The sequence below is a fragment of the Rhodococcus sp. P4_E4 genome (genome assembly GCF_056401575.1).
The window spans coordinates 478,872-500,463 of sequence record NZ_JBFUJB010000001.1 but is presented as its reverse complement, the minus strand read 5'-3'; the positions used below and the strand labels follow the sequence as shown (position 1 = coordinate 500,463).

General features: G+C 62.3%; 23 protein-coding genes. 17 read left to right on the top strand and 6 right to left on the bottom strand.

Features of this window, described 5'->3' with window-relative positions:
• Positions 1 to 8 precede the first annotated feature (8 nt).
• Together AC1DVN_RS02450 and AC1DVN_RS02445 are read left to right on the top strand one after the other, a co-directional pair.
• Positions 9 to 944 carry an alpha/beta fold hydrolase gene (locus AC1DVN_RS02450; RefSeq protein ID WP_029256278.1) on the top strand — a complete coding sequence of 312 codons (936 nt, stop codon included), beginning with the start codon at positions 9 to 11 and terminating at the stop codon, positions 942 to 944.
• A gap of 87 nt (positions 945 to 1,031) precedes the next feature.
• Complete coding sequence (locus tag AC1DVN_RS02445) at positions 1,032 to 1,538, top strand: ClbS/DfsB family four-helix bundle protein (protein WP_019745339.1); 507 nt, start codon at positions 1,032 to 1,034, stop codon at positions 1,536 to 1,538.
• On the opposite strand, the gene AC1DVN_RS02440 is transcribed toward AC1DVN_RS02445, so the two are convergent.
• Positions 1,529 to 2,107 (bottom strand): GNAT family N-acetyltransferase, encoded by a 579-nt coding sequence (locus AC1DVN_RS02440; RefSeq protein WP_133727115.1) that lies wholly within the window; start codon positions 2,105 to 2,107, stop codon positions 1,529 to 1,531. The genes AC1DVN_RS02445 and AC1DVN_RS02440 overlap by 10 nt on opposite strands.
• A gap of 215 nt (positions 2,108 to 2,322) precedes the next feature.
• Here AC1DVN_RS02440 and AC1DVN_RS02435 point away from each other — a divergent pair, with 215 nt between their 5' ends.
• Positions 2,323 to 3,117 carry an SDR family NAD(P)-dependent oxidoreductase gene (locus AC1DVN_RS02435; RefSeq protein WP_477993318.1) on the top strand — a complete coding sequence of 265 codons (795 nt, stop codon included), beginning with the start codon at positions 2,323 to 2,325 and terminating at the stop codon, positions 3,115 to 3,117.
• 1 nt (position 3,118) lies between these two features.
• On the opposite strand, the gene AC1DVN_RS02430 is transcribed toward AC1DVN_RS02435, so the two are convergent.
• Genes AC1DVN_RS02430 through AC1DVN_RS02415 form a run of 4 tightly spaced genes read right to left on the bottom strand, consistent with a single transcriptional unit; the run spans position 3,119 to position 5,885 of the window.
• Complete coding sequence (locus AC1DVN_RS02430) at positions 3,119 to 3,577, bottom strand: nuclear transport factor 2 family protein (RefSeq protein ID WP_021331968.1); 459 nt, start codon at positions 3,575 to 3,577, stop codon at positions 3,119 to 3,121.
• 51 nt (positions 3,578 to 3,628) lie between these two features.
• Positions 3,629 to 4,417: an SDR family NAD(P)-dependent oxidoreductase gene (locus AC1DVN_RS02425; protein WP_197940935.1), complete on the bottom strand. Its 789-nt coding sequence runs from the start codon at positions 4,415 to 4,417 to the stop codon at positions 3,629 to 3,631.
• A gap of 30 nt (positions 4,418 to 4,447) precedes the next feature.
• A complete protein-coding gene (locus AC1DVN_RS02420) occupies positions 4,448 to 4,744 on the bottom strand; it encodes a hypothetical protein (protein ID WP_033233220.1) in 297 nt (98 codons plus the stop codon).
• Positions 4,722 to 5,885 (bottom strand): 3-ketosteroid-9-alpha-monooxygenase, oxygenase component, encoded by a 1,164-nt coding sequence (locus AC1DVN_RS02415; RefSeq protein WP_019745333.1) that lies wholly within the window; start codon positions 5,883 to 5,885, stop codon positions 4,722 to 4,724. Before AC1DVN_RS02415 ends, AC1DVN_RS02420 begins: the two co-directional genes overlap by 23 nt.
• A 237-nt stretch (positions 5,886 to 6,122) precedes the next feature.
• Here AC1DVN_RS02415 and hsaA point away from each other — a divergent pair, with 237 nt between their 5' ends.
• From hsaA to AC1DVN_RS02380, 7 genes are all read left to right on the top strand, one after another.
• A complete protein-coding gene (hsaA, locus tag AC1DVN_RS02410; protein WP_020970820.1) occupies positions 6,123 to 7,289 on the top strand; it encodes a 3-hydroxy-9,10-secoandrosta-1,3,5(10)-triene-9,17-dione monooxygenase oxygenase subunit in 1,167 nt (388 codons plus the stop codon).
• 38 nt (positions 7,290 to 7,327) lie between these two features.
• Positions 7,328 to 8,620, top strand: coding sequence for a type I glutamate--ammonia ligase (locus tag AC1DVN_RS02405; RefSeq protein WP_019745331.1), 1,293 nt, complete (start codon positions 7,328 to 7,330; stop codon positions 8,618 to 8,620).
• Positions 8,621 to 8,685: 65 nt separating this feature from the next.
• Positions 8,686 to 9,045 (top strand): ArsR/SmtB family transcription factor, encoded by a 360-nt coding sequence (locus AC1DVN_RS02400; protein WP_070795664.1) that lies wholly within the window; start codon positions 8,686 to 8,688, stop codon positions 9,043 to 9,045.
• Positions 9,038 to 9,499, top strand: a complete 462-nt coding sequence (locus tag AC1DVN_RS02395; protein ID WP_477845654.1) for an SRPBCC family protein — start codon at positions 9,038 to 9,040, stop codon at positions 9,497 to 9,499. The genes AC1DVN_RS02400 and AC1DVN_RS02395 overlap by 8 nt, the downstream gene beginning before the upstream one ends.
• Before the next feature lie 82 nt (positions 9,500 to 9,581).
• Entirely contained in the window at positions 9,582 to 10,463 is an 882-nt protein-coding gene (locus AC1DVN_RS02390; RefSeq protein WP_477845655.1) for an SMP-30/gluconolactonase/LRE family protein, read from the top strand.
• Position 10,464: 1 nt separating this feature from the next.
• Positions 10,465 to 11,481 (top strand): TIGR03617 family F420-dependent LLM class oxidoreductase, encoded by a 1,017-nt coding sequence (locus tag AC1DVN_RS02385; protein WP_477993316.1) that lies wholly within the window; start codon positions 10,465 to 10,467, stop codon positions 11,479 to 11,481.
• Between the two features lie 30 nt (positions 11,482 to 11,511).
• Complete coding sequence (locus tag AC1DVN_RS02380) at positions 11,512 to 12,063, top strand: pyridoxamine 5'-phosphate oxidase family protein (protein WP_172932600.1); 552 nt, start codon at positions 11,512 to 11,514, stop codon at positions 12,061 to 12,063.
• A 79-nt stretch (positions 12,064 to 12,142) separates the two neighbouring features.
• Here AC1DVN_RS02380 and AC1DVN_RS02375 read toward each other — a convergent pair whose 3' ends face one another.
• Complete coding sequence (locus AC1DVN_RS02375) at positions 12,143 to 13,675, bottom strand: FAD-dependent oxidoreductase (RefSeq protein WP_020909157.1); 1,533 nt, start codon at positions 13,673 to 13,675, stop codon at positions 12,143 to 12,145.
• A 153-nt stretch (positions 13,676 to 13,828) separates the two neighbouring features.
• On the opposite strand from AC1DVN_RS02375, the gene AC1DVN_RS02370 reads away from it, so the two are divergent.
• The 7 genes from AC1DVN_RS02370 (at position 13,829) to AC1DVN_RS02340 (ending at position 21,568) form a co-directional block, all read left to right on the top strand.
• Positions 13,829 to 14,455 (top strand): TetR/AcrR family transcriptional regulator, encoded by a 627-nt coding sequence (locus AC1DVN_RS02370; RefSeq protein WP_019745323.1) that lies wholly within the window; start codon positions 13,829 to 13,831, stop codon positions 14,453 to 14,455.
• A gap of 193 nt (positions 14,456 to 14,648) precedes the next feature.
• Entirely contained in the window at positions 14,649 to 15,812 is a 1,164-nt protein-coding gene (locus tag AC1DVN_RS02365; protein ID WP_477845656.1) for a steroid 3-ketoacyl-CoA thiolase, read from the top strand.
• Positions 15,813 to 15,846: 34 nt separating this feature from the next.
• Complete coding sequence (locus AC1DVN_RS02360) at positions 15,847 to 18,027, top strand: acyl-CoA dehydrogenase (protein WP_477993314.1); 2,181 nt, start codon at positions 15,847 to 15,849, stop codon at positions 18,025 to 18,027.
• A gap of 7 nt (positions 18,028 to 18,034) precedes the next feature.
• A complete protein-coding gene (locus tag AC1DVN_RS02355; RefSeq protein WP_020970808.1) occupies positions 18,035 to 19,237 on the top strand; it encodes a lipid-transfer protein in 1,203 nt (400 codons plus the stop codon).
• Positions 19,237 to 20,106, top strand: coding sequence for a MaoC/PaaZ C-terminal domain-containing protein (locus tag AC1DVN_RS02350; RefSeq protein ID WP_477993311.1), 870 nt, complete (start codon positions 19,237 to 19,239; stop codon positions 20,104 to 20,106). The genes AC1DVN_RS02355 and AC1DVN_RS02350 overlap by 1 nt, the downstream gene beginning before the upstream one ends.
• The gene (locus AC1DVN_RS02345) at positions 20,106 to 20,756 is read left to right on the top strand and encodes a PaaI family thioesterase (protein WP_477993309.1); all 651 of its coding nucleotides are present in this window, start codon (positions 20,106 to 20,108) and stop codon (positions 20,754 to 20,756) included. Before AC1DVN_RS02350 ends, AC1DVN_RS02345 begins: the two co-directional genes overlap by 1 nt.
• A gap of 23 nt (positions 20,757 to 20,779) precedes the next feature.
• Positions 20,780 to 21,568: an SDR family NAD(P)-dependent oxidoreductase gene (locus tag AC1DVN_RS02340; protein ID WP_029256266.1), complete on the top strand. Its 789-nt coding sequence runs from the start codon at positions 20,780 to 20,782 to the stop codon at positions 21,566 to 21,568.
• Positions 21,569 to 21,592: the final 24 nt, after the last annotated feature.

Genomic DNA, 21,592 nt, shown 5'->3' with positions numbered 1-21,592 from the left:
GGATGAGAATGAAGAAGATTCGTACCGTTGCACTGAAGGTGGTTGCTTCGGTGTCCGTAGTTCTGGTTGTGCTGGTATCGATAGCGCTCGTATTCAACGTCGGCTCCAGCAAGGCGAACGTTCCGACCGCGGAAACGGGCAACCAGTTCGTGTCCGTCGACGGCAAGAACATGAGCTACTCGATTCGCGGCAGCGGTGATCGGACCATCGTGCTGCTGCCCGGGTTCGGAACGTCCGCGCCGATCCTCGACTTCAAGTCACTCATCGACGAGCTTGCACCTGACTACCGCGTTGTCACGATCGAGCCCTTCGGCTACGGATACAGCGACGCAACCGACAAGGACCGCACGGCTGAGAACATCGTCGAAGAGATACACGAGGCTGTGCAGGCCTTGGGGATTGACGAATACATCCTCATGGGTCACTCCATCACAGGTGTTTATGCCTTGGACTACACCGCGAAGTACGGCGACGAGGTCACCGCTTTCGTGGGCATCGACAGCAGCGTCCCGGGGCAGCCGAACATGGACACCAAGTTCCCGATCGAAGTCTTCCGCGTTGCAAAGAAATTGGGCTTCTCCGACGTTCTGGCGAAACTCGGTGGCAGTGAGGAAACCGATGCCTACCTCGATGAAGCCGAGAAGGCAGAGATGAGCCGACTGGTCGCGAAGAACAACTTCAGCGACACGTATCTCAACGAAATGGATCACCTTTCCAGCAACTTCGCCGCGGCGATCGGCAAGACGTTCCCTGCCGATCTCCCGATTCTGTTGTTCGCTGTACAGAATTCCAAGGTCCAGGGCTGGACAGAGCTGCACGAAGAACAGGCAGCATCGGTCGATCATGGTGAACTGGTCTTGCTGGACGGAGACCACTACCTACACCACACCAAGTCGAAGGAGATCGCCGAGAACCTCGAAAGGTTCCTGGGCGAGCTGAACTGAAACTCGTAGGACGTTAATGTTGAATGCGGGGCCATCGAGTCGAGATGGTCCCGCTTCTTCTTTCTCTACTGATCGTTCGGAGGCATTGTGGCGCAGACCTTGTCACGTGAGGAACTGGCGAGTGCGCTGGACTCGGCGTATTCGAAACTCGACGCGTTACTCGACGGCGTCGCCGAGGCCGATGCGTTCGACGCCGTTGCCGTCGATGCGTGGACGGTGCACGACGTACTCGCTGTGCGTGTCTGGTGGGCAGAGGCCGTCGTAGAGTGGATAGGTGCCGGACTGCGAGACGAGACACCGCAGACGCCGGCTGCGGGTTACAAGTGGACGCAAACACCCGCGCTGAACCAGTCGGTGGTCGAGGCGAGTGCAGGTACCTCGGTTCGAGAGCTTCGGGATCGTTTGCGCGCGGCTGTCGCAGCGCTGCGTCGATACGTGGGAACTCTCGAAGACGATCAACTGCTGTCGGTCGGGGTTTTCTCGTGGACCCGGACGTGGCCGGTCTCGAGGTGGATCGCCGTCAACACGATCACCCAATACGCGTCGTTGTCGAAAATGATTCGGCGAGTGCTGAAGTCGAACAATCAGCCCTGAAGTCGATGCATCCGCCATACGTCCGGTCCGTCGGGGAGCGAGGTCTGGCCGACGATCGTGAAACCGAACCGTTGGTACAGCGGGAGATTTCGTTCGGTCGACGTGTCGAGCCAGCAAGCCTGTTCGGTTCGATCCAGTTCCGCCAAAGCATGTTTCAGTAGTGCAGAGCCCAATCCACTGCCCTGCGAACGCGGTGTCGTACCGATCGTTGCCAACGACCACGCGTGCTCGAGGGCGGGAAGCGCAGACAGTTGTTCGTCAGCCTGGAGAATGCGCTCGAACCGATCTCCGTGCAGTTCCACGATCTTCTCGACAGTCGCTTCATCAGGCTCCGGGGCGTCGGGCGGCAGGACTGCGATGACGCCGTTGCCTGAATCATCGATGTATGAACGTCCGAACGGTAGTGCCAGGTGTTCGAGGTAGATCCGTTGCAGAGCGGCGACCCGTTCCACGTGAGAGTCTTCGGCGACGCACCAGTTCGTCCAGGGATAGTCGGCAAAAGCCTCGCCGAGAACCTCGGCGGCACGGTCGAGGTCGTCGATGGACAGCGGTCGAACAGAATTCTGCATAGTGCCACTTCAGCACAGTGGAGTCTTCTGTCGCCACTCGATTTCGGCGGTGTAGCAGGTGCGCGGGGCCGTGGTCACGTACTTGTGAGTTCATTCAAGAAAGTTGGACGCGGCTGTCGATCCTGCGTTCACTGGTAGTGATCGGGTAATCGCCGAGCTGTCAATTTCGGGCACATGAGATCCGGGTACGGCGATTCCCCGCGAAGGGAATGAATATGAACAGGCTCGAAGGCAAAAATGTAGTGATCACCGGCGCCGCCAGCGGAATCGGGCGTGCAGCAGCACAACTCATGGCGGCAGAAGGCGCCAAGGTGCTGGTCGCCGACCTCGATCCAGCTCGAGCGCAGGAAGCAGCGGCGGCGATACGCGAGACCGGCGGCACTGCGCTGGGTTTCGGCGTCGATGTCATGAACGAGGAGTCCCTGGCAGCGATGATCGAAAGGGCGGTCGCCGAATTCGGTGGCATCAACGTCTTGTGCAATCACGTGGGCGGTAGTAATCCGCGCAAGGATCTCGACCTGCTCCGGATGGACCTGGACGAGTGGGATCGCGTGATGTCGCTCAACGTCCGCAGCACTGTCGTCGCTTCACGACTTGCCATTCCGCACATGAACAGTGCCGGTGGAGGATCGATCGTCAACACGGCCTCGGTAGGTGGATTGATCGGGGATTCCCTGCAGTCTGCCTACGGATCCGCCAAAGCGGCAGTCATTCGTCTGACGCAGTACATAGCAGTCCAGTACGGAGCAAACGGAGTTCGGTGCAACGCCGTAGCACCGGGCGCGATCATGACACCCGCACTCGTGGACAACATCCCCGCTGATGTCATCGACGGCATGAAGCAGGCAAACGCGCTGCCCTACCTCGGTGAACCCGAAGATATCGCACACGCCATGCTCTACCTGGCGTCGGACGAATCTCGCTACATGACGGGGCAGACCTTGGTGGTCGACGGTGGACTCACCAGCAAGAGTCCACTCGCGACCAGCCGTTCGTCGATGTTGAGCTGAGTCAGCTCCGCCAACCGCTGGGGCCGGCGCCCAGAACCTCGATGGATCCCTGACTGGCGTGTGAATGCTTGGTGCGGTGCGTCATTCGCCACCTTCCGTCGATTCGGGTCCACGAATCGTGGTAGTCGCCGAGGGTGAAGAAGTTCAGGTGAGCTTTGCTCCCGGTGCCCACATGCATGTCGCTGACATAGGAGCGGCTGGTGGCAATATCACCGACCACTTCGACCAGCACGTTGCCGATCAGATGTTGGGTGGGACCGCACTCGTCGAGGAACGAGCGGATGGAAGCCACCACCTCGGCAGGTCCACGAAGAGTTCCGGTTCCCAGTTCTGCCGTAGCGTCCGGAGTCATGATTCGGTGGAGTTCATCCCAGTCCCGCGCATCCATGGCTCGGGCGAACTCGAAAATGGAGCGGGTGATCTCGCGTTCGTCGAGAAGAGTGGTGATGTCGACGCCCATGCTGTGCGCCTTTCTTAACGTCGGGGGGTTAATAAAGGCGCACAGCAGAAGTCAGCGGTTCAGCAGCTTGCGCATCGCTTCGGCAGCGCCCTTGACCATCTTGTCGCGGGGGAAGCCGCTGCGCTTCTTGGCGCCTTCGTAGTTTCCTGCAGCAACCCAGATCGGGCCGTCGGCAAGGTGTTCGAGGCCTTCGCGTGCAACATCCTCGGGCTCTGCGACGTTCATGCCCGGGATGTCGAAGTTCAATCCCGCGCGAATCATGGCCGGCGTGCGAGTGACACCGAGAATGAACTCGACGACGTGAACGCCGTACGGCTGGAGTTCGAGCCACAGGCTCTCGGCAAAGATGCGTCCGAATGCCTTGGACGCTGCGTAGATGCTCTGGTGCTCGGAACCCATGAATCCGGCCAGCGAACCGAGCAGCATGATGCCGCCGCGTCCGCGATCCTTCATCAATCCGCCGAAGTGGTGCGAGAGTTCGAGCTGCTTGTTGATGTTCAGCTCGATGACTCCGGCAAATCCCGTCAGATCACCGGTGACGAACTCGTGGCCGTAACTGTTGGCGCCGGCGTTGAAGATGAGCAGGCCAACCTCGACGTCGTCGGTGACAGCCTTGATCTGATCGAGCGCGTCGGGAACCAGCAGATCCAGTGCCAGAGTGCGTACTTCGACGCCGTTGGCACGTGCCTTGGCCGCGGTCTCCTCGAGCGGGCCCGGCTTGCGGGCGATGAGCACGAGGTTGATACCGAGCTTGCTGAGCTCGTCGGCGAACCCCGCGCCGACACCTTCGGAACCGCCGGCGATGACTGCCCACGGGCCGTAGTACTGAGGATCGATCATTACTACCTTCTTCGAAAGATGTTGGCTTGACTAATGAAACGGAGCGGGAACTGGTTCGCTGTCGTCGACGATCGGCTTGGGCACCGGCTCGTCGTTGAGGATCTCGAGCTCGCCTGCCGTTGCAGCGTTCACGATGGACGCGATCAAGGCGCCGCACTCCTTGCGAGGAGCGCCTGGGCGTCCCTCACGTTGCCCGAATTCACGTTCGTCGGCGATCTCGAGGCACTTGGCGCGGGCCTGGTCACTCCACTGAACGGTGGTGTGTTCCCAACTGTTCTTCTGGACCAGGACCTGCGCCTTGCACTCAGCGCACTGAAGAGGCTGCATCTTCGTCTGCCTTCTTCGCAGCGAGGTTGTCTTCGACTTCCTTCTGCCAGGCGGCGACGGGGCGCGCGGTGTCGAGTTCGAATTCGAAGCGTTCGGTCATCTCGGGAGCGATGTCCGCGACGTCGACGTAGAACTGCTCGTACCAGCGACGGAGCTGGTAGACCGGGCCGTCCTCTTCGCACAGGAGTGGGTTCTCGATGCGAGTCTTGTTCTTCCAGATCTCGACGTCCTGCTCGAAGCCCTTGGCGATGAACGTGCCGAAGTTCGCTGCCATCGCGTCGGCGGCTTCACCCTGGAAACGATCCGACTTCTTGACGATGATGCCGTACTGGAGCACGAACTTGTCTGCGCTGACCGGGTAGTGGCAGTTGATGAGTACCGAGTCGACGTTGTAGTCCTCGTACTCGTAGGTCAGGTCGTCGACCATGAAGGAGGGGCCGAAGTACGTGGCGACGGAGTTGCTGCCGACCATCTTCGGGGTGCCTGCTGCGTGCGGACGCATGTCCGAGCGAGCGACGCCGCGCATGTACTGCGTTGCGGCGTGGCCTTCGAAGACGTTCTTGAAGTACGTCGGGAAGGAGTAGTGCACGTAGAAGAAGTGCGCCATGTCGACGATGTTGTCGACGATTTCACGACAGTTGGTGTCGACGGTCGTGGTGTACCAGACCCAGTCGCTCCACTCGTCGCTGAGCGCGCCTTCGATACGGGGGATGGCTACGTCGTCGGTCGGCGGGTTGCCCTCGGGGTCGTGCCAGACGAAGAGCATGCCGTCCTGGTCGAGGGTCTGCCATGCGCGCGTCTTGGCCAGCGGGGGAACGCGGCGTGCATAGGGAATCTTCTGGCACTTGCCGTTGCCGCCCCAGCGCCAATCGTGGAACGGACAGGCAATGGCGTCGCCCTTGATGGTGCCCTGGCTCAGGTCGCCACCCATGTGACGGCAGTACGCGTCGAGGATCTTGACGTTGCCTTCACTGTCGGCGAAGACGACGAGCTTGGTACCGAACGCCTCGATGGAGTGCGGCTGGCCGTCCTTGAAGGACTCCGTGAGCCCAATGCAGTGCCATCCACGTGCAAAGCGAGTAGGCGCGGTTCCAGCTTGGATCTCGCGAACTTCGTCGTTGTCGGACTGATTGATCGTCACGATGAGTCCCGTCCTTTCCAGGGTCAGTGTCGACGCCCGACGCTAGGGGAGCGTGAATTACCGCTGGGGCCTCGTCTCACTGGCCGGGACCAGCGGCGAGCGAGAGGATCCGGCGGCTGATCCCGGCCTCCGGGACTTCCGATCATCGGAACGCGTGACCGACATATCGTGACGGGGCAGCCGTTATGTCTATCTGCCGATCCGCTCCCTCACGGTTCGGTGCGAGGAGTGTCTTCCATGGTCAACAAGGTTCTGAGCTCAGTCCGTGATCTGCTTCCGAAGATCGCGGCCCGCGCTCAGAAGGTCGACGATTCGCGCAAGATCTCCGAACGGACCATCCGGGAGCTTTCCGAAGCCGGCGTCTTCTCCATGCTGGCGCCCAAGAGATATGGGGGCGCCGAGAGCGACCCGGTCCACTTCTACGAAGTGGTCAGGGCAATCTCCGCTGCCTGTGGTTCGACCGGTTGGGTCGCGTCGGTGGTGGGAGTGCACCCGTGGCATCTGGCGCTTTTCGACGACCAGGCACAGGCCGACGTGTGGGGAGAGGATCAGACGACGCTCATCTCGTCCGCGTACGCGCCGGTCGGTCGACTGACGGCGGTGGACGGTGGTTACGAACTGTCGGGCCAGTGGGGCTTCTCTTCCGGCTGTGATCACGCGAGTTGGGCATTGCTGGGCGCGATGGTGGTCGGGATGGACGGCCGGCCGGTCGATTTCATGACGGTGTTGGTGCCGCGTACGGATTACGAGATCCGAGATGTCTGGGATGTCGTGGGGATGCGCGGCACCGCGAGCAACGAGATCGTGGTCGACAAGGCCTTTGTGCCCGAGCACCGATTGAAGCGCAACTACGAGACCGCACAACTTCGCGGCCCAGGCCAAGCAGTCAATCCTGGTCCGCTGTACAAGCTTCCGTTCGGGAGCATCTTCACCTCGACGGTCGCGGCTCCGTGTGTGGGCATCGTCGCCGGTTGTTACGAGGGGTACCTGGACGTGATGCGTGAGCGGGTCCGTCTGAGCTTGGGTGGTGGGCGGTTCAGTGAGGACCAGTTCGCTCAGGTTGCCGTCGCGCGTGCGTCGTCGGAGATCGATGCCGCGATTCTGCAGATGGATCGCAATATCCGGGAGATGTACGAACTTGCTGTCGCCGGCAAGGAGCTTCCGCTCTCGATGAGGCTGCGCGCGCGTCGAGATCAGGTTCGCGCGACGGAACGTTCGGTGGAAGCGATCGACATGCTGTTCAAGACGGCAGGCGGGAACTCCCTCTCTCGTGGAAACCCGATCGAGCGTGCGTGGCGAGACGTTCATGCGGGCAGCGTTCACGTTGCCAACGAACCCGAGCGCGCGTTGGCGCTGTACGGCCGGGCGGCGTTCGGACTGCCGGTGGAGGACAACCTGATCTGACCGGTTGGCGTGCCGCCGAGTGGGGTATTTGCCTCTGGATGAGGGAAGTTCCGGCGCTGACTATCGGCTCGATCGTGGACATGGCGGGTGTCGCGCGGGCGAAAGTGATGCCGGCAGGCCGAAGCGGTGTCTTCGAGGAAGTCGGTGCGGGGGTCTCGCCGAGTTGGAATGTTTTCTGCAGCGACGATCGGATTGCCTTCACCGATTCCTTTTCCGTCGTGGGTGATCTCCGGTTGCGTATCGACCGCTCCGACCTCCGCGATCTCGGCGAGGGTGTGTCGTGGGCGCCGGCCACTTTGTACGAGCAAGACGGTTCGACGGCTGCCGTGTGCACTCGGTCCGCACTCACTGCCGTCGTGGCGCGGCTTGCTGCCGACGGACTGGAAGCTCGGGTGGGTCACGAGATCGAATTCACTCTTTTCGGTGATGCGTGCGACGGAGCGTGGTCGGCGTACGGGTTAGGTGCAGTCCTTCGCCGCGAGGACTTCCTCAAGGACCTTCTGCGCAATGCCGAACGCGCACAACTTCATATCGAGCAAGTTCATGCGGAGTACGGACCGGATCAATTCGAGATCTCCATCGCTCCGGCAACTCCCGTTCAGGCCGCCGATCTTGTGGTGCTGGCCCGGATCTTGATCAGCCGCACTGCCAGAGCCCATGGATTGGCGGCATCGTTTTCACCGATACCTACGATCGGAGGTGCCGGGAACGGTGCACACCAGCACTTTTCGTTGATCTCAGGTGGGCGGCCCGTCTTCTCCGGTGGTGGTCAGGACTACGGGATGACCGACGAAGGATCATCAGCTTTGGGTGGAATCCTTTCTCACCTCACGGAATTCACGGCCGTCTTTGCTTCCTCGCCGCTCTCCGGCCTCAGGCTGCGTCCGGACAATTGGTCGGGGGCCTACGTCTGTTGGGGGCTCGAGAACCGGGAAGCGGCACTGAGGTTCTGCACGGAGTCACCGTCGAATCCACACGGCGCCAACGCCGAAGTCAAGATCATCGATCCATCGGCCAATCCGTATCTGGCCACCGCTGCGGTACTCGGTCTTTCGCAGATCGGTATCGACAATGCCGCGCCATTGCCGCCTGAAATCGTGGTGAACCCGTCGACTCTCACAGAGGCGGAACGTGATGAGCGCGGGGTGACCCGAGTCCCCACCGATCTCGGCGAGATCGTGCAGAAGTTCAACTCCTCCTCGGTGGCGAGGGAAATCTTCGGGGAGTCGATCATCGAAGCGATGGTGTCCGTGAAGGGAGCTGAGCAGGAGACGTTCTCCCAGATGGACGAGGCGACAACCGTCGAGCGGCTTCGATACACCTGGAGTTGAAGGGGTTGACGCTTAGGATCGTGAATTCTATGTTTAAGTTATTCCTTAATTAAGGAGTTGCTTACATGGACGAGCGAAGTGGTCGACTCGATTCAGTGTTCAGCGCACTGGCCGACCCGACGAGGCGTGAAATGCTCTCTCGCCTGACGGATGGTTCGATGACCGTCGGTGAGCTGGCCGAGCCGTTCGAGATGAGTCGACCCGCCATCTCGCAGCATCTGAAGGTGCTCGAGCGAGCCGGTCTCATCGAACGAACCGCCACCGCGCAATGGCGCACGTGCACCCTTCGCGCAGAGGGTCTCGACGACGCCAGCGCATGGGTCGACGAACACCGGCGCGGTTGGAACGAACGCTTCGACCTCCTCGACGAGCGTCTACGTGAGCTGAAGCAACGTCGACCGAAGAAGGAGAAGAACAATGAGTGACCAGAATGCCGATGCCACCGCAAAATTCACCATCACCCGGATCTTCGATGCGCCGCGTGACCTTGTCTGGCAAGCGTGGACCGATCCCGACGAGGCGGCGCGGTGGTGGCACCCTGAGGGTGTCAGCAGCCCTCGGGAGCACGTCACGATCGACCCCAGAGTTGGCGGAACGTACCACTACCTGATGATCAACGACGAGAATGGTGCCGAGTTTCCCACCGGTGGAACCTATCTCGAGGTCGACGAGCCGAAGAAGCTAGTCTTCACCTGGGGGAATCCAGGAGATTCGGTGGACACCGCGCCTCGAATCACGGTCACGCTCGCAGATCGGGGAGACAAGACCGAGATGACATTCCATCTGGTCGGGATCCCGGGTTTCAAGGGCGACGGCAACGTCTACGACGGGTGGGAATCCGCGTTCGACGTGCTGGACAAGGTATACCGCGGCGAGTAGTCGGGAATCGGACACCGCCACCGGGGCACCGGTGATTGAATGGAGTGAACACACCATTCAATCACCGACGTGGGAGAGCCTGATGGCACCAGAGGTTGCGGTAGTTCTCGAGGGATATACCTACTTCGAATGCCCGCGCTGGCACGAGGACCGAATTTGGGTGTCGGACTTCTATACCTACCAGGTGATTTCGGCCCGTGAGGACGGGACCGACGTACGCGTCGAGGCGGAGATTCCAGGGCAGCCGTCCGGGTTGGGGTGGCTTCCGGACGGCAGATTACTGGTCGTCTCCATGCGGGACCAGAAGATTCTGCGGCGAGAATTCGATGGCGATTTGGTGGTGCACGCAGACTTGTCCGGGTACGTGAGTGCCAACGTCAACGACATGCTGGTCGACGCGCAGGGACGAGCGTACGTGGGCAACTTCGGGTTCGACCTGATGAACCTGGCCCCCGTCGAGACGGCAGATCTCCTCCGCGTCGACCCGGACGGATCGGTGCACGTCGTGGCGCGAGATCTCCACTTCCCCAACGGGATGGCTCTGGCGTCGACCGGAGATCTGCTCGTGGACGAAACGCTGGGAAATCGAATCAGTGCGTTTGCCGTCCAGCCCGACGGCTCTCTGGGCGAACGCCGTGATTGGGCGTCGTTCGGGCCGGTACCTGGTGGACCCGAGATGGAGACCACCCTCGCTGAGATCGTCGTTGCGCCCGACGGATGTTGCATCGACGGAGACGATTCGATGTGGGTGGCCGACGCACTCGGAAGTCGAATTCTCCACGTCGACCCGTCTGGCAAGACAATCGATGAAATTGCCTTCGACAGCGGCGTCTTCGCTTGCGGGCTCGGCGGTTCCGACGGTCGTACGCTGTTCGTCTGTGCCGCCCCGGACTTCAACGAACACGCTCGCAAGGTGGCAACAGAAGGAAAGCTGCTGTCGATTCGTCTGGAGCCTTTGGGCTGACATGGAATTGGTGACCTCGCTACCTGCCGACACTCCGCTGCGGCAGGTGGCTCAGCACGTCGAACGCATCGAGAACCTCGGTTTCGACACGGTGCACATCTCCGAGACCATTCGCGACCCCTTTGCCGTGGCGGCACTGGCCGTCGAGCACAGCAGTACTCTCACTGTCCGGACGTCGATGGTTGTCGCGTTTGCGCGCAGTCCCATGGTGACGGCTTTGGCTGCCTGGGATCTTGCAGGTTTCTCGGGTGGGCGATTTCAACTGGGGCTCGCAACGCAGGTGCGCGGGAACATCGTCGGGCGGTACTCGATGCCGTGGACCAATCCTGTTGCACAACTGCGCGATTACGTCAGTGCTGTAAGGGAGATATTTCAAGCGTTCCAGACGGGCGGCGAACTCGACTATGCCGGCTCGCACTACACCTTCAACCGACTGCAGCCCTACTTCAATCCGGGGCCGCTCGACGTTCCAGCTCCCGAGATCTGGACCGGGGGAGTGAACTCCCGCATGTGCTCACTGGCAGGAGCCGTCGCCGACGGCTTTGTTGCTCACCCCACCAGCTCCCATCCGAAGGTGCTCGCGGAGAGGATCATTCCATCATTGACGGCAGGCGGAAGGAAGCCGCGGCTGATTGCCGTTCCGAAGACGATCACCGGCAAAGATCGTGCCGCGATACTTGCTCGACGAGAAGCGGTGCGCAGTGAACTTGCCTTTCTCTACTCCACACCGGCATATCGAACCGCGCTCGAGGTTCTCGGCTTGGCGGGGATCGGCGAGAAGCTGACTGCGATGGCACGAACGGGTGATTGGGCTCGACTACCAGCTGTGCTCACGGACGATGTTCTCGACATCTTGGTCACGCAATGCACCTACGCCGAACTCCCCGGGGTGCTGAGTTCGAAATACGCGAGTCTCTGCGACGGCGTTGCACTGGCAGTGCCGGCGGATCCCGCCGACGACCGCGCCTTCGCAGCGATGTGTGAGGAGATTCGAGCCGCCGCAGCGTCTGCCCCGTGACGTCCAGTCGGCGCGAACTACACTCTCGACATGGGGCGCGTCTACGAAGGCATCGATGAAAAGCTCACCACGTGGTTGCAGGCCCAACCGCTGTTCGTCGTTGCTACCGCACCTTTGTCTCCTGACGGGTTGATCAATTGCTCACCCAAAGGGGGAGTCGGATCGTTCGTGGTGCTGACATCCACCCGCGTGGCGTACCTCGATCTCACTGGCAGCGGTGTGGAAACCATCGCGCACGTGCGCGAGAACTCGCGAATAACCCTGATGTTCATGGCATTTGACGGACCACCGAAGATCGTTCGACTACACGGTCACGGACAAGTTCTGCCCGCAGGGTCGGAACCGTTCAACGAGCTTGTCGGTAGGTTCCCCGAGCACCCGGGACTGCGGTCGATCGTCGTGGTCGATCTGACGCGCATTTCGGATTCGTGCGGATACGCAGTACCGCTGATGGACTACCAATCCGATCGTGACGTGCTCGACCGCGTAGCGGAGAAGAGGGGTCCGGAGCGGCTCATCGCCTATCGCGCCGAGAAGAACGCGAAGAGTGTGGACGGCTTACCTGGCATCGACGCGGAGTGATACAACATCGCGACGCCGTGAGAAAGAGTGTGGGGCAGGTGATTCTGACATTGCCTGCCCCACGACCTCGTTGTGCTGGTTACTTCGCCATGTCCTGAGCTGCTCGGTACGAGAAGACCATGGCCGTGCCGAGTGGAACTCCGGGGCCTGGGTAGAAGCGGCCGCTCAGTGACGCGCTCGTGTTGCCGGCGGCGTACAGGCCGTCGATGGCGCTGCCGTCAGCACGCAGGACTCGGCCGTTGACGTCGGTGACCAATCCGCCTTTGGTGCCGAGGTCACTGAGGACGATGCGGGCCGCGTAGAACGGACCGTTCTCGATGGCCGTCAGTGCCGCATTCGCGCCGCCGTTGGGTGGGCAGAAGAACGCGTCGTACGGGTCTTCGCCGCGATGGAACTCTTCGTCGACGCCCAGTTTTGCGGCATCGTTGAACTTTTCGACAGTGCTGCGCAATGCGTCGGCCGGTAGTCCGGTCTTGGCAGCGAGTTCTTCGAGAGTGTCGGCACCGACCCACGTTCCGGCTTCGAGGTGCTTGGCGGGCGCCGTGTTCGGGATGCAGATGGCGGGCAGTCCGCCACCCTCGCGCGAGTCGAAGATCATGAACGACGGCACGGCAGAACCGTTGTCGTCGTGAGCATCCATGGCTCGTCCGAACTGGTCGTACGGAAGCGACTCGTTGAGGTAGCGCTCACCGGCGCTGTCGACGACGAGCCCACCGCGAACGCCGACCATGAAGGCGGCGCTGCCGTCGGGCTGCTCGACGCCGGGGCAGAACCACGCCTGATCGAGCAAGGCTGTTGCGCCGCCGACAGCAATTCCGGCGGAGATCGCGTCGCCGGTGTTGGCGCCGAAGGGGCCCATACTCCAGATCGCCTTGCCGGGGGTGCCTGCCTGCTCACGCATCTCGGCGTTGCCTTCGATGCCGCCTGCTGCCATCAGGACACCGCGGTTCGCCTTGATTCGCTGGGTTTCGCCGCCGGATTCGACCTCGGCGCCGACAACCCGGCCGTCTTCCACGATCAGGGAGGTGAGGACGGATTCGGTGCGAAGTTCTGCCTTGCCGGTGCTCTGAACTGCGGCCAGCAGACGGCCGATCAGTGCGCGCCCACCGATCATCGGGCCGGGAGCATGATCCTGACCGGTGCGGTCTTGGTCCAGTTCCGGACGCACCTTGCCGGCGAGGTCACCGATGTCGGCGGGATCGAGATCGAGAGGGTTGATGGAGCGTCCCGTGTCCATCCGGCCTTCGGCTTTGTAGTAGTCGGGGAACGCACGGAACTCGAATTCGATGTTCGGGTTCTGCTCGAGTAGAGCGACGACAGCGGGAGCGGTCTCGACGTAGGCGTCCTGGCGCTCGGACTCGGCGTCACCGAGCAACGCGCGCAGATAGGTGCGGGCATTCTCGGTCGAGTCGGGAAGTCCGGCGCGTTCCTGCACCTGGGTACCTGGGAGCCAGATCGAGGCGCCCGAGTAGGCGGAGGTCCCGCCGAAACGATCGGTTTTCTCGAGGACGATCGTCGTCAATCCCTGAGCAGCGGCGGTATATGCGCCGGTCAGCGCTCCGCCGCCGGAGCCGACTACCAACACGTCGCACTCGCTGGTCCAGTCCTGCATCATTGCGTCCTTACTCCAAGAGGGTGGGGTGTCCACGGAATACCGCACGGCACTGGAAGGCCATGCCAGGTCCCACTGAGCGGGCAATATGCCGAGATGGGTGGTCCAGGTGAGAGAATTAGCGCGGTCGTTCGCGGCCGGGACACATAATCGATGATGGGGGCGACGTTGCCGAGAATTGCCGAGGTCAGGGACGCTGCTGAGCCCAGTTCGGACGAGCAGCGGGCGCGCCATGTGCGGATGCTGGAAGCGGCCGCCGAATTGGGGACCGAGAAAGAACTCTCACGGGTTCAGATGCACGAAGTTGCCAAGCGGGCAGGCGTGGCCATCGGCACTCTCTACCGTTATTTCCCTTCGAAGACGCACCTCTTCGTCGCTGTGATGGTCGAGCAGATCGATCAGATCGGCGACAGTTTCGCCAAGCACCAGGTGCAGTCGGCCAATCCGCAGGACGCCGTGTACGAGGTCCTGGTGCGCGCGACTCGCGGGTTACTGCGTCGGCCGGCCCTTTCGACTGCGATGCTGCAGTCGTCCAGTACCGCCAACGTCGCGACGGTGCCGGACGTGGGCAAGATCGATCGCGGCTTCCGGCAGATCATCCTCGATGCGGCCGGGATCGAGAACCCGACCGAGGAAGACAACACCGGGTTGCGTCTGCTGATGCAGCTGTGGTTCGGGGTCATCCAATCGTGCCTCAACGGTCGAATTTCCATCCCGGATGCGGAGTACGACATCCGCAAGGGGTGCGACCTGCTTCTGGTGAATCTCTCACGACACTGACGTGACCTCGCCCCTTCTCGGGGTGGGTTCGTCGTGTCCTCAAAATTGAAATCAATTCTATTATTTGAGTCAGGCTTGGTTCAAAGATGACGTTCATTCCGGCATTGCCCTGACATCAACAATAGAATACATTGCAGAAAAGTTGACGGTGAGTCAGCTCACCGACCGAAAACTCCACGAAGGAGCGCACATCATGGGTCATGCAGTCATCGTCGAGGCCGCTCGGACACCGATCGGCCGTCGTCGCGGCGCCCTGGCGGGGCTGCACCCCGCCGAGATTCTGGGAGCAGCGCAACTCGGCGTTCTCGAACGAGCAGGCGTCGCACCGGAAGACATCGGGCAGATCATCGGTGGCTGTGTCACCCAGGCAGGTGAGCAGTCCAACAACGTCACGCGGCAAGCGTGGCTGCACGCCGGATTGCCGTACAGCACAGCGGCAACCACCATCGACTGCGCCTGTGGATCTGCCCAGCAGGCAGTGCATTTGATTTCCGGCCTGATTTCCTCGGGTCAGATCTCAGCCGGTATCGGCTGCGGCGTCGAGGCGATGAGCCGTGTGTTCCTGGGCCAGGCAAACGCGCCCGGTACGGGAAACCCGTACCCGGACGACTGGACCATCGACATGGGTGACCAGTTCACCTCTGCGCAGCGTATCGCCGAGAAGCGTGGCATCACACGCGCCGACGTCGACGCCTTCGGCCTGGAATCGCAGCGCCGCGCAGCCCAGGCTTGGGCCGAAGGCCGCTTCGACCGTGAGATCGTGCCAGTCAAGGCTCCCGTCGTCACCAAGGAAGGTGTGCCGGCCGGTGAGATCGCCACTGTCACGCGCGACGGTGGCCTGCGCGAGACGACAGCCGAGGCGCTGGCCGGACTCAAGCCGGTCATCGAAGGCCATATCCACACCGCCGGAAACTCGTCGCAGATCAGTGACGGCGCGGCTGCGGTACTGCTGATGAGCGAAGAGCGCGCGCAGGAGTTGGGATTGAAGCCCCGCGCGCGGATCGTCGCGTCCGGCATGGTCGGATCCGATCCCTTCTATCACCTGGACGGACCGATCGAGTCCACCCAGATGGTGCTCGACAAGGCCGGAATGACTCTGAACGACATCGATCTCGTCGAAATCAACGAAGCGTTCGCCTCGGTAGTGCTCTCCTGGGCGCAGGTTCACGACGCAGATCTGTCCAAGGTCAACGTCAACGGCGGTGCGATCGCACTCGGGCATCCCGTCGGTTCGACCGGCGCTCGTCTGATCACGACCGCGCTGCACGAACTCGAGCGCTCGAACAAGTCCACGGGGCTGGTCACGATGTGCGCCGGTGGCGCTCTCTCTACCGCCACCATCATCGAACGCATCTGACCCGTACTCACACAGTCGAATTGACGAGGTAGACATGACCATTGGATTGAGTGAAGAAGATCGTGACCTCCGCGACTCCGTACGGGGCTGGGCGGCACGTCACGCAACACCCACCGCTATCCGTGAAGCGGTCGAGGCGAAGGTCGAAACTCGCCCACAACTCTGGAGCGGGCTTGCCGAGCAGGGACTTCTCGGACTACACGTGGCCGAGGAATTCGGCGGCGCTGGATACGGATTGGTCGAGCTCGCGATCGTCGTCGAGGAACTCGGGCGCTCCATGGTTCCCGGCACGTTCCTGCCGACAGTCGTGGTCAGCGCCGTTCTCAGCGACGCCGGAGTCACCGCTCCGCTGGCCGGACTGGTCGACGGCAGCACGCTCGGAGCCGTTGCACTGCAGCCGGGTTCGCTGAAGATCGCCCGCGACGGCGACACCGCCACCCTCAGCGGAACATCCAGCCAGATTCTCGGTGGCCATGTCGGCGACGTGTTCCTCCTCGCGACGGACAGCGGATTCGTTCTGCTCGGACGTGACCGCCTCGAGGTCACGGACTTGGCCAGCTACGACGTCGTACGTCGTAACTCCGAGGTCACCGTCGACGGTCTGATCCTCGCCGATTCCGAGATCCTCACCATCGATACGCAGCGTGTACTCGACATTGCCGCAACACTGTTCGCGGCCGAGGCATCAGGTTTGGCCGACTGGGCCGTCACGACCTCGGCCGACTACGCGAAGGTGCGTCAGCAGTTCGGTCGCCCGATCGGCCAGTTCCAGGGCGTCAAGCACAAGGCCGCTCGGATGCTCGCTCTTGCCGAGCAGGCGCGCGTCTGCGCGTGGGACGCTGCGCGCGCACTGACGCCCGCCAACGGCGTCGGTGCCGAAGAGGCTTCTCTCGCAGCAGCTGTCGCTGGAGCCACGGCCCTCGAAGCCGGCTTCTCCGTCACGCGTGACTGCATCCAGGTGCTCGGCGGAATCGGCTACACGTGGGAGCACGACGCGCACCTGTACCTGCGCCGCGCGCAGTCCCTGCGAATTCTGCTGGGTTCCACGGCATCCTGGCGTCGTCGCGTTGCCGAGCTGACCATTGCCGGCACCCGTCGCGTGCTCAGCATCGAGTTGCCGCCCGAGGCCGAGGCGATCCGCGCCGACGTCCGCGCCGAGCTCGCTCCTGCACTCGAACTCGAAGGCGCCGCGCAGAAGACGTATCTCGCGGAAAAGGGCTACACCGCACCGCACTTCACGGCTCCGTGGGGCAAATCCGCCGATGCCGTCAGTCAGCTGGTCATCGCCGAAGAACTGCGCGCTGCGAAGATCAAGCCGCACGACATGATCATCGGCAACTGGGTCATCCCGACGCTCATCGCGCACGGCAACGAAGAGCAGCTCGCCAAGTTCGTCCCGCCGTCACTGCGCGGCGACCTCGTCTGGTGCCAGCTCTTCTCCGAGCCCGGCGCAGGTTCCGACCTCGCGGCTCTGAGCACCAAGGCCACCAAGGTCGACGGTGGCTGGAAGTTGCAGGGCCAGAAGGTGTGGACGTCGATGGCACGCGACGCGCACTGGGGAATCTGCCTCGCGCGCACCGACGCCGACGCCCCCAAGCACAAGGGCCTGTCCTACTTCCTGATCGACATCAAGAACAGCGGCCTCGACATTCGCCCGCTTCGCGAGATCACCGGTGAAGCACTGTTCAACGAAGTCTTCTTCGACGACGTCTTCGTCCCCGACGAGTGCCTGGTCGGCGAGCCGGGCGACGGCTGGAAGCTCGCTCGCACCACACTGGCCAACGAGCGTGTCTCGCTGTCCAACGACTCGTCTCTCGGATCGGGTGGTGAGGCTCTTCTGAGCCTGGTCGACGGACTACCCGGTGGCATCGACGACGAGCAGCTGACGGTGCTCGGAAAGGTGCTGTGCGACGCGCAATCCGGCGGTCTGCTCGGTCTGCGCACCACGCTGCGCTCGCTCACCGGCGCGCAGCCGGGGGCCGAATCCTCGGTGGCGAAGTTGATCGGTGTCGAGCACATCCAGCAGGTCTGGGATGTGGCAATGGAGTGGGCCGGGCCGAGTTCACTTCTGGGCGACCAGCATCGGATGTCTGCAACCCAGATGTTCTTGAACTCGCAGTGCATGTCCATCGCGGGTGGTACAACCAATGTTCAGCTCAACATCATCGGTGAGCGAATCCTGGGTCTGCCTCGCGACCCCGAACCGGGAAAGTGACCTGCACATGAGCAATCGCACCTTCGTCATCGGCGTGGGCATGACCAAGTTCGAGAAGATCGAGACCCGCGACTGGGAATACCCGGACATGGTGACCGAAGCCGTCTCGAATGCACTCACCGATGCCGGGATCAGCTACGACCAGATCCAGCGTGCTGCAGTCGGTTACGTGTTCAACGCGTCGACAGCAGGCCAGCGTGCCCTGTACGAAACGGGTCTGTCCGGTATCCCGATCTTCAACGTCAACAATAACTGCGCCACCGGCTCGACGGCACTGATGATGGCGCGCGAGTGGGTACAGGCCGGACAAGCGGACTGCGCACTGGCCGTCGGCTTCGAAAAGATGACCAAAACGGCGCTGACCGGAACCGGTGAGATGCCCAAGGTCACCACTTTGGATTCGCAGCTGAAGATCATGGTCGAGGACTACGGCTTCGCCCGATCGCCCATGACCGCTCAGTTGTTCGGTAATGCCGCCGTCGAGCACATGAAGAAGTACGGCACCACGGTCGAGCAGATTGCAGCCGTGGCGGTCAAGAACCACAAGCACTCGGTCAACAATCCGTATGCGCAGTTCCGTGACGAGTACACCCTCGAACAGGTGCTCGGCGACAAGATGATTCACGAGCCGCTGACGCGCTCGCAGTGTTCACCGACTTCGGACGGTGCCGGTGCTGCCGTCGTCGTGAGTGAGAAGTTCGTCCGTGAGCACGGACTCGAGGACCGTGCGATCGAGATCGTCGCTCAGGCCATGACCACCGACACCTCGGCAGCGTTTGCCGAGAAGTCGATGATCGACGTAGTCGGCGCGCCGATGACGGCTGCGGCCGCCGAGCAGGTCTTTGCCGAAGCCGGCATCAGCATCGACGACGTCGATGTCATCGAACTGCACGACTGCTTCGCGATCAACGAGATCATCACCTACGAAGGTCTCGGAATGTGTGGCGCCGGCGAAGGCGGAAAGCTCGTCGAATCCGGTGCCACGACGTACGGCGGCCAGTGGGTCGTCAACCCGTCTGGCGGTCTGATCTCGAAGGGCCACCCGCTGGGTGCCACCGGGCTGGCACAGTGTGCCGAACTGACGTGGCAGCTTCGCGGGACCGCAGACGCTCGCCAGGTCGAAGGCGCACGAATCGGATTGCAGCACAACCTCGGACTGGGCGGCGCGTGCGTCGTGACCGTCTACCGAGCCGGAACTTTGGAGAACTGATGGCTATCGATCTCGAGGTGGCATTGTCCGCCGAACCGACTGTGCGCGAAGCGTCGTGGACCGACCGCGACGTCATGCTCTACCAGTTGGGGCTCGGCGCCGGCGTGAACGCTCTGGATCCCGCCGAGCTCACCTGGGTGTACGAAAAGGGTCTGAAAGTGCTCCCGACCTTTGCAATGGTTGCAGGCCAGGGAGTTTCGGCGGGTGTACTGCCCGCAGCGTCGATGAGTATGCCGGGAATCGACATCGACCTGCGCAAGATTTTGCACGGTGGGCAGTCGCTGACACTTCACGCGCCGATCCCGTCGACGGGTGCTGCTCGTATTTCCACTCGCATCGCTGCCGTGTGGGACAAGGGCAAGGCTGCCGTCATCGTGCTCGAGACGGCGGCCGAGGACCTTGACGGGAATCCGTTGTGGACCACCGGAATGCAGATCTGGGCCCGCGGCGAAGGTGGCTTCGGCGGCAGCGCCGGTCCCGAAGTTGTTGCGGGGGTGCCTGACCGGGCGCCCGACAAGGTACTGACGTCGAGCACGAGTACCTCACAAGCTCTGGTGTACCGACTCAGTGGCGACATGAACCCGCTGCACGCTGATCCCTCCTTCGCGAAGATGGCGGGATTCGACGCTCCGATTCTGCACGGTCTGGCGTCGTACGGCATCGTCTGCAAGGCGGTGGTCGACGGAATTCTCGACGGAGATCCGACGCGGGTGAAGAACTACTCGGTGCGGTTCGCCGGTTCGCTGTTCCCCGGCGAATCCATCACCACATCGGTATGGCAGGACGGCAACACACTGACCTTGGCGGCGACGTGCCCCGAGCGCGAGAACTCCCCGGTTCTCACACACGCAACAATGGAGATCAACTGATGGACCTCGGCACGCACCCCACGGCAGCCACACACCCGGGCGGCACGATTTTGACGTCGCAGCCGCAGGACGCCCCGGTCGACCGGGCCACGGCAGCAGCGCGTCGCGTTGTCGACGCGATGCTGCGCACCGACCGCGGAAACGCCAATCTGGATCGGGTTGCGGAGGAGCTCAACAGCATTGCCGAGCACCTCGAGCAGCACTCGCCCGAGGTGGCCGAGCGCTTGATCGACATGTGGAACGGTGAGGGCGTGACTCGTCACGATCCGGTGACCGGCCCCGAGAATGCCATTGCGCCGCCGCTGGTTCTGGAAGGGCTCGCTGACGGGTCGGTGCAGGGAGTGGTCACGTTGACGCTGCCGTACCAGGGCCCTCCCGGCCATGTACACGGCGGTGTTTCGGCGCTGCTGCTCGATCACGTTCTTGGCGTCGCGAACGCCTGGGGTGGAACTTCGGGCATGACAGCACAATTGAGCACTCGGTACCATCGCCCGACTCCACTGTTCGAGCCCCTCACGATCAGCGGCAAATTCCTTTCCAAGGACGGCCGCAAGATTCACACCGTCGGTGAGATCAAGACTGCGGACGGCGAATTGTGTGTGTCGGTAGAGGGATTGTTCATCGACAAGACCGTGCCGCGCCCCAGGTAGGGGTTCTGACGAAGGAGGGCCCAGTGGGCAAGCTCGACGGACGTGTAGCAGTGGTCACCGGTGCCGGTATGGGCATCGGGCGCGGAGTGGCAGGCGCGTTCGCGCGTGAAGGCGCGTCGGTGTTGGTTGCCGAGATCGACGAGGCAGCGGGCCTCGAAACCACCCAGTGGTTGCGGGACGAATGGGGCGCGGAGGCGGAATTCGTCCGGACCGACGTCACCGACAAAGCTCAGGTTGTTGCCATGGTCGACAAGTCCGTCGAGCGGTTCGGACGCCTCGACATCCTGGTCAACAATGCTTGGCGGACTTTCGGTTTCGCTCGGCTCGAGAAGATGACCGACGAGCAATTGCGCGGCGGTTTCGACATGGCAGTGATGGCCGCTTTCTGGGCCATGCAGGCTGCGTTGCCGGAACTCGAGCGTCACGGCACCGGCCGCGTGATCAACATGTGCAGCCTCAACGGCGTGAATGCTCACATGTACTCGGTCCAGTACAACGCGGCCAAGGAAGCATTGCGAACGCTGACTCGCACTGCTGCCCGCGAGTGGGCTCCCAAGCACGTGAACTGCAACGTCATCTGTCCCGGTGCGCAGAGTGCGGCGTACAAGCGTGTCGCCGAAGCCAATCCGGAAAACGCGGCAGTGATGGCCGCACAGAACCCGATGGGGCGGATCGGCGATCCCCTCGACGACATCGGCCCCGTTGCGGCCTTCCTGGCGAGCGACGACAGCCGTTACGTCACCGGCAACACTCTCTTCGTCGACGGTGGTGGGCACATCAACGGTGTGCAGTGGGCGCCGACCGTCGACTGATCGGCAGTAATTCGGCTCGAGAAT

Bases quoted from the DNA above. Each gene is read 5' to 3' on its own strand.
- AC1DVN_RS02450 (WP_029256278.1), top strand. From the start codon at position 9: ATGAAGAAGATTCGTACCGTTGCACTGAAGGTGGTTGCTTCGGTGTCC.
- AC1DVN_RS02440 (WP_133727115.1), bottom strand. From the start codon at position 2,107: ATGCAGAATTCTGTTCGACCGCTGTCCATCGACGACCTCGACCGTGCC.
- AC1DVN_RS02435 (WP_477993318.1), top strand. From the start codon at position 2,323: ATGAACAGGCTCGAAGGCAAAAATGTAGTGATCACCGGCGCCGCCAGC.
- AC1DVN_RS02430 (WP_021331968.1), bottom strand. From the start codon at position 3,577: ATGGGCGTCGACATCACCACTCTTCTCGACGAACGCGAGATCACCCGC.
- AC1DVN_RS02425 (WP_197940935.1), bottom strand. From the start codon at position 4,417: ATGATCGATCCTCAGTACTACGGCCCGTGGGCAGTCATCGCCGGCGGT.
- AC1DVN_RS02420 (WP_033233220.1), bottom strand. From the start codon at position 4,744: ATGCAGCCTCTTCAGTGCGCTGAGTGCAAGGCGCAGGTCCTGGTCCAG.
- hsaA (WP_020970820.1), top strand. From the start codon at position 6,123: ATGGTCAACAAGGTTCTGAGCTCAGTCCGTGATCTGCTTCCGAAGATC.
- AC1DVN_RS02405 (WP_019745331.1), top strand. From the start codon at position 7,328: ATGAGGGAAGTTCCGGCGCTGACTATCGGCTCGATCGTGGACATGGCG.
- AC1DVN_RS02400 (WP_070795664.1), top strand. From the start codon at position 8,686: ATGGACGAGCGAAGTGGTCGACTCGATTCAGTGTTCAGCGCACTGGCC.
- AC1DVN_RS02395 (WP_477845654.1), top strand. From the start codon at position 9,038: ATGAGTGACCAGAATGCCGATGCCACCGCAAAATTCACCATCACCCGG.
- AC1DVN_RS02390 (WP_477845655.1), top strand. From the start codon at position 9,582: ATGGCACCAGAGGTTGCGGTAGTTCTCGAGGGATATACCTACTTCGAA.
- AC1DVN_RS02385 (WP_477993316.1), top strand. From the start codon at position 10,465: ATGGAATTGGTGACCTCGCTACCTGCCGACACTCCGCTGCGGCAGGTG.
- AC1DVN_RS02380 (WP_172932600.1), top strand. From the start codon at position 11,512: ATGGGGCGCGTCTACGAAGGCATCGATGAAAAGCTCACCACGTGGTTG.
- AC1DVN_RS02375 (WP_020909157.1), bottom strand. From the start codon at position 13,675: ATGCAGGACTGGACCAGCGAGTGCGACGTGTTGGTAGTCGGCTCCGGC.
- AC1DVN_RS02370 (WP_019745323.1), top strand. From the start codon at position 13,829: ATGATGGGGGCGACGTTGCCGAGAATTGCCGAGGTCAGGGACGCTGCT.
- AC1DVN_RS02365 (WP_477845656.1), top strand. From the start codon at position 14,649: ATGGGTCATGCAGTCATCGTCGAGGCCGCTCGGACACCGATCGGCCGT.
- AC1DVN_RS02360 (WP_477993314.1), top strand. From the start codon at position 15,847: ATGACCATTGGATTGAGTGAAGAAGATCGTGACCTCCGCGACTCCGTA.
- AC1DVN_RS02355 (WP_020970808.1), top strand. From the start codon at position 18,035: ATGAGCAATCGCACCTTCGTCATCGGCGTGGGCATGACCAAGTTCGAG.
- AC1DVN_RS02350 (WP_477993311.1), top strand. From the start codon at position 19,237: ATGGCTATCGATCTCGAGGTGGCATTGTCCGCCGAACCGACTGTGCGC.
- AC1DVN_RS02345 (WP_477993309.1), top strand. From the start codon at position 20,106: ATGGACCTCGGCACGCACCCCACGGCAGCCACACACCCGGGCGGCACG.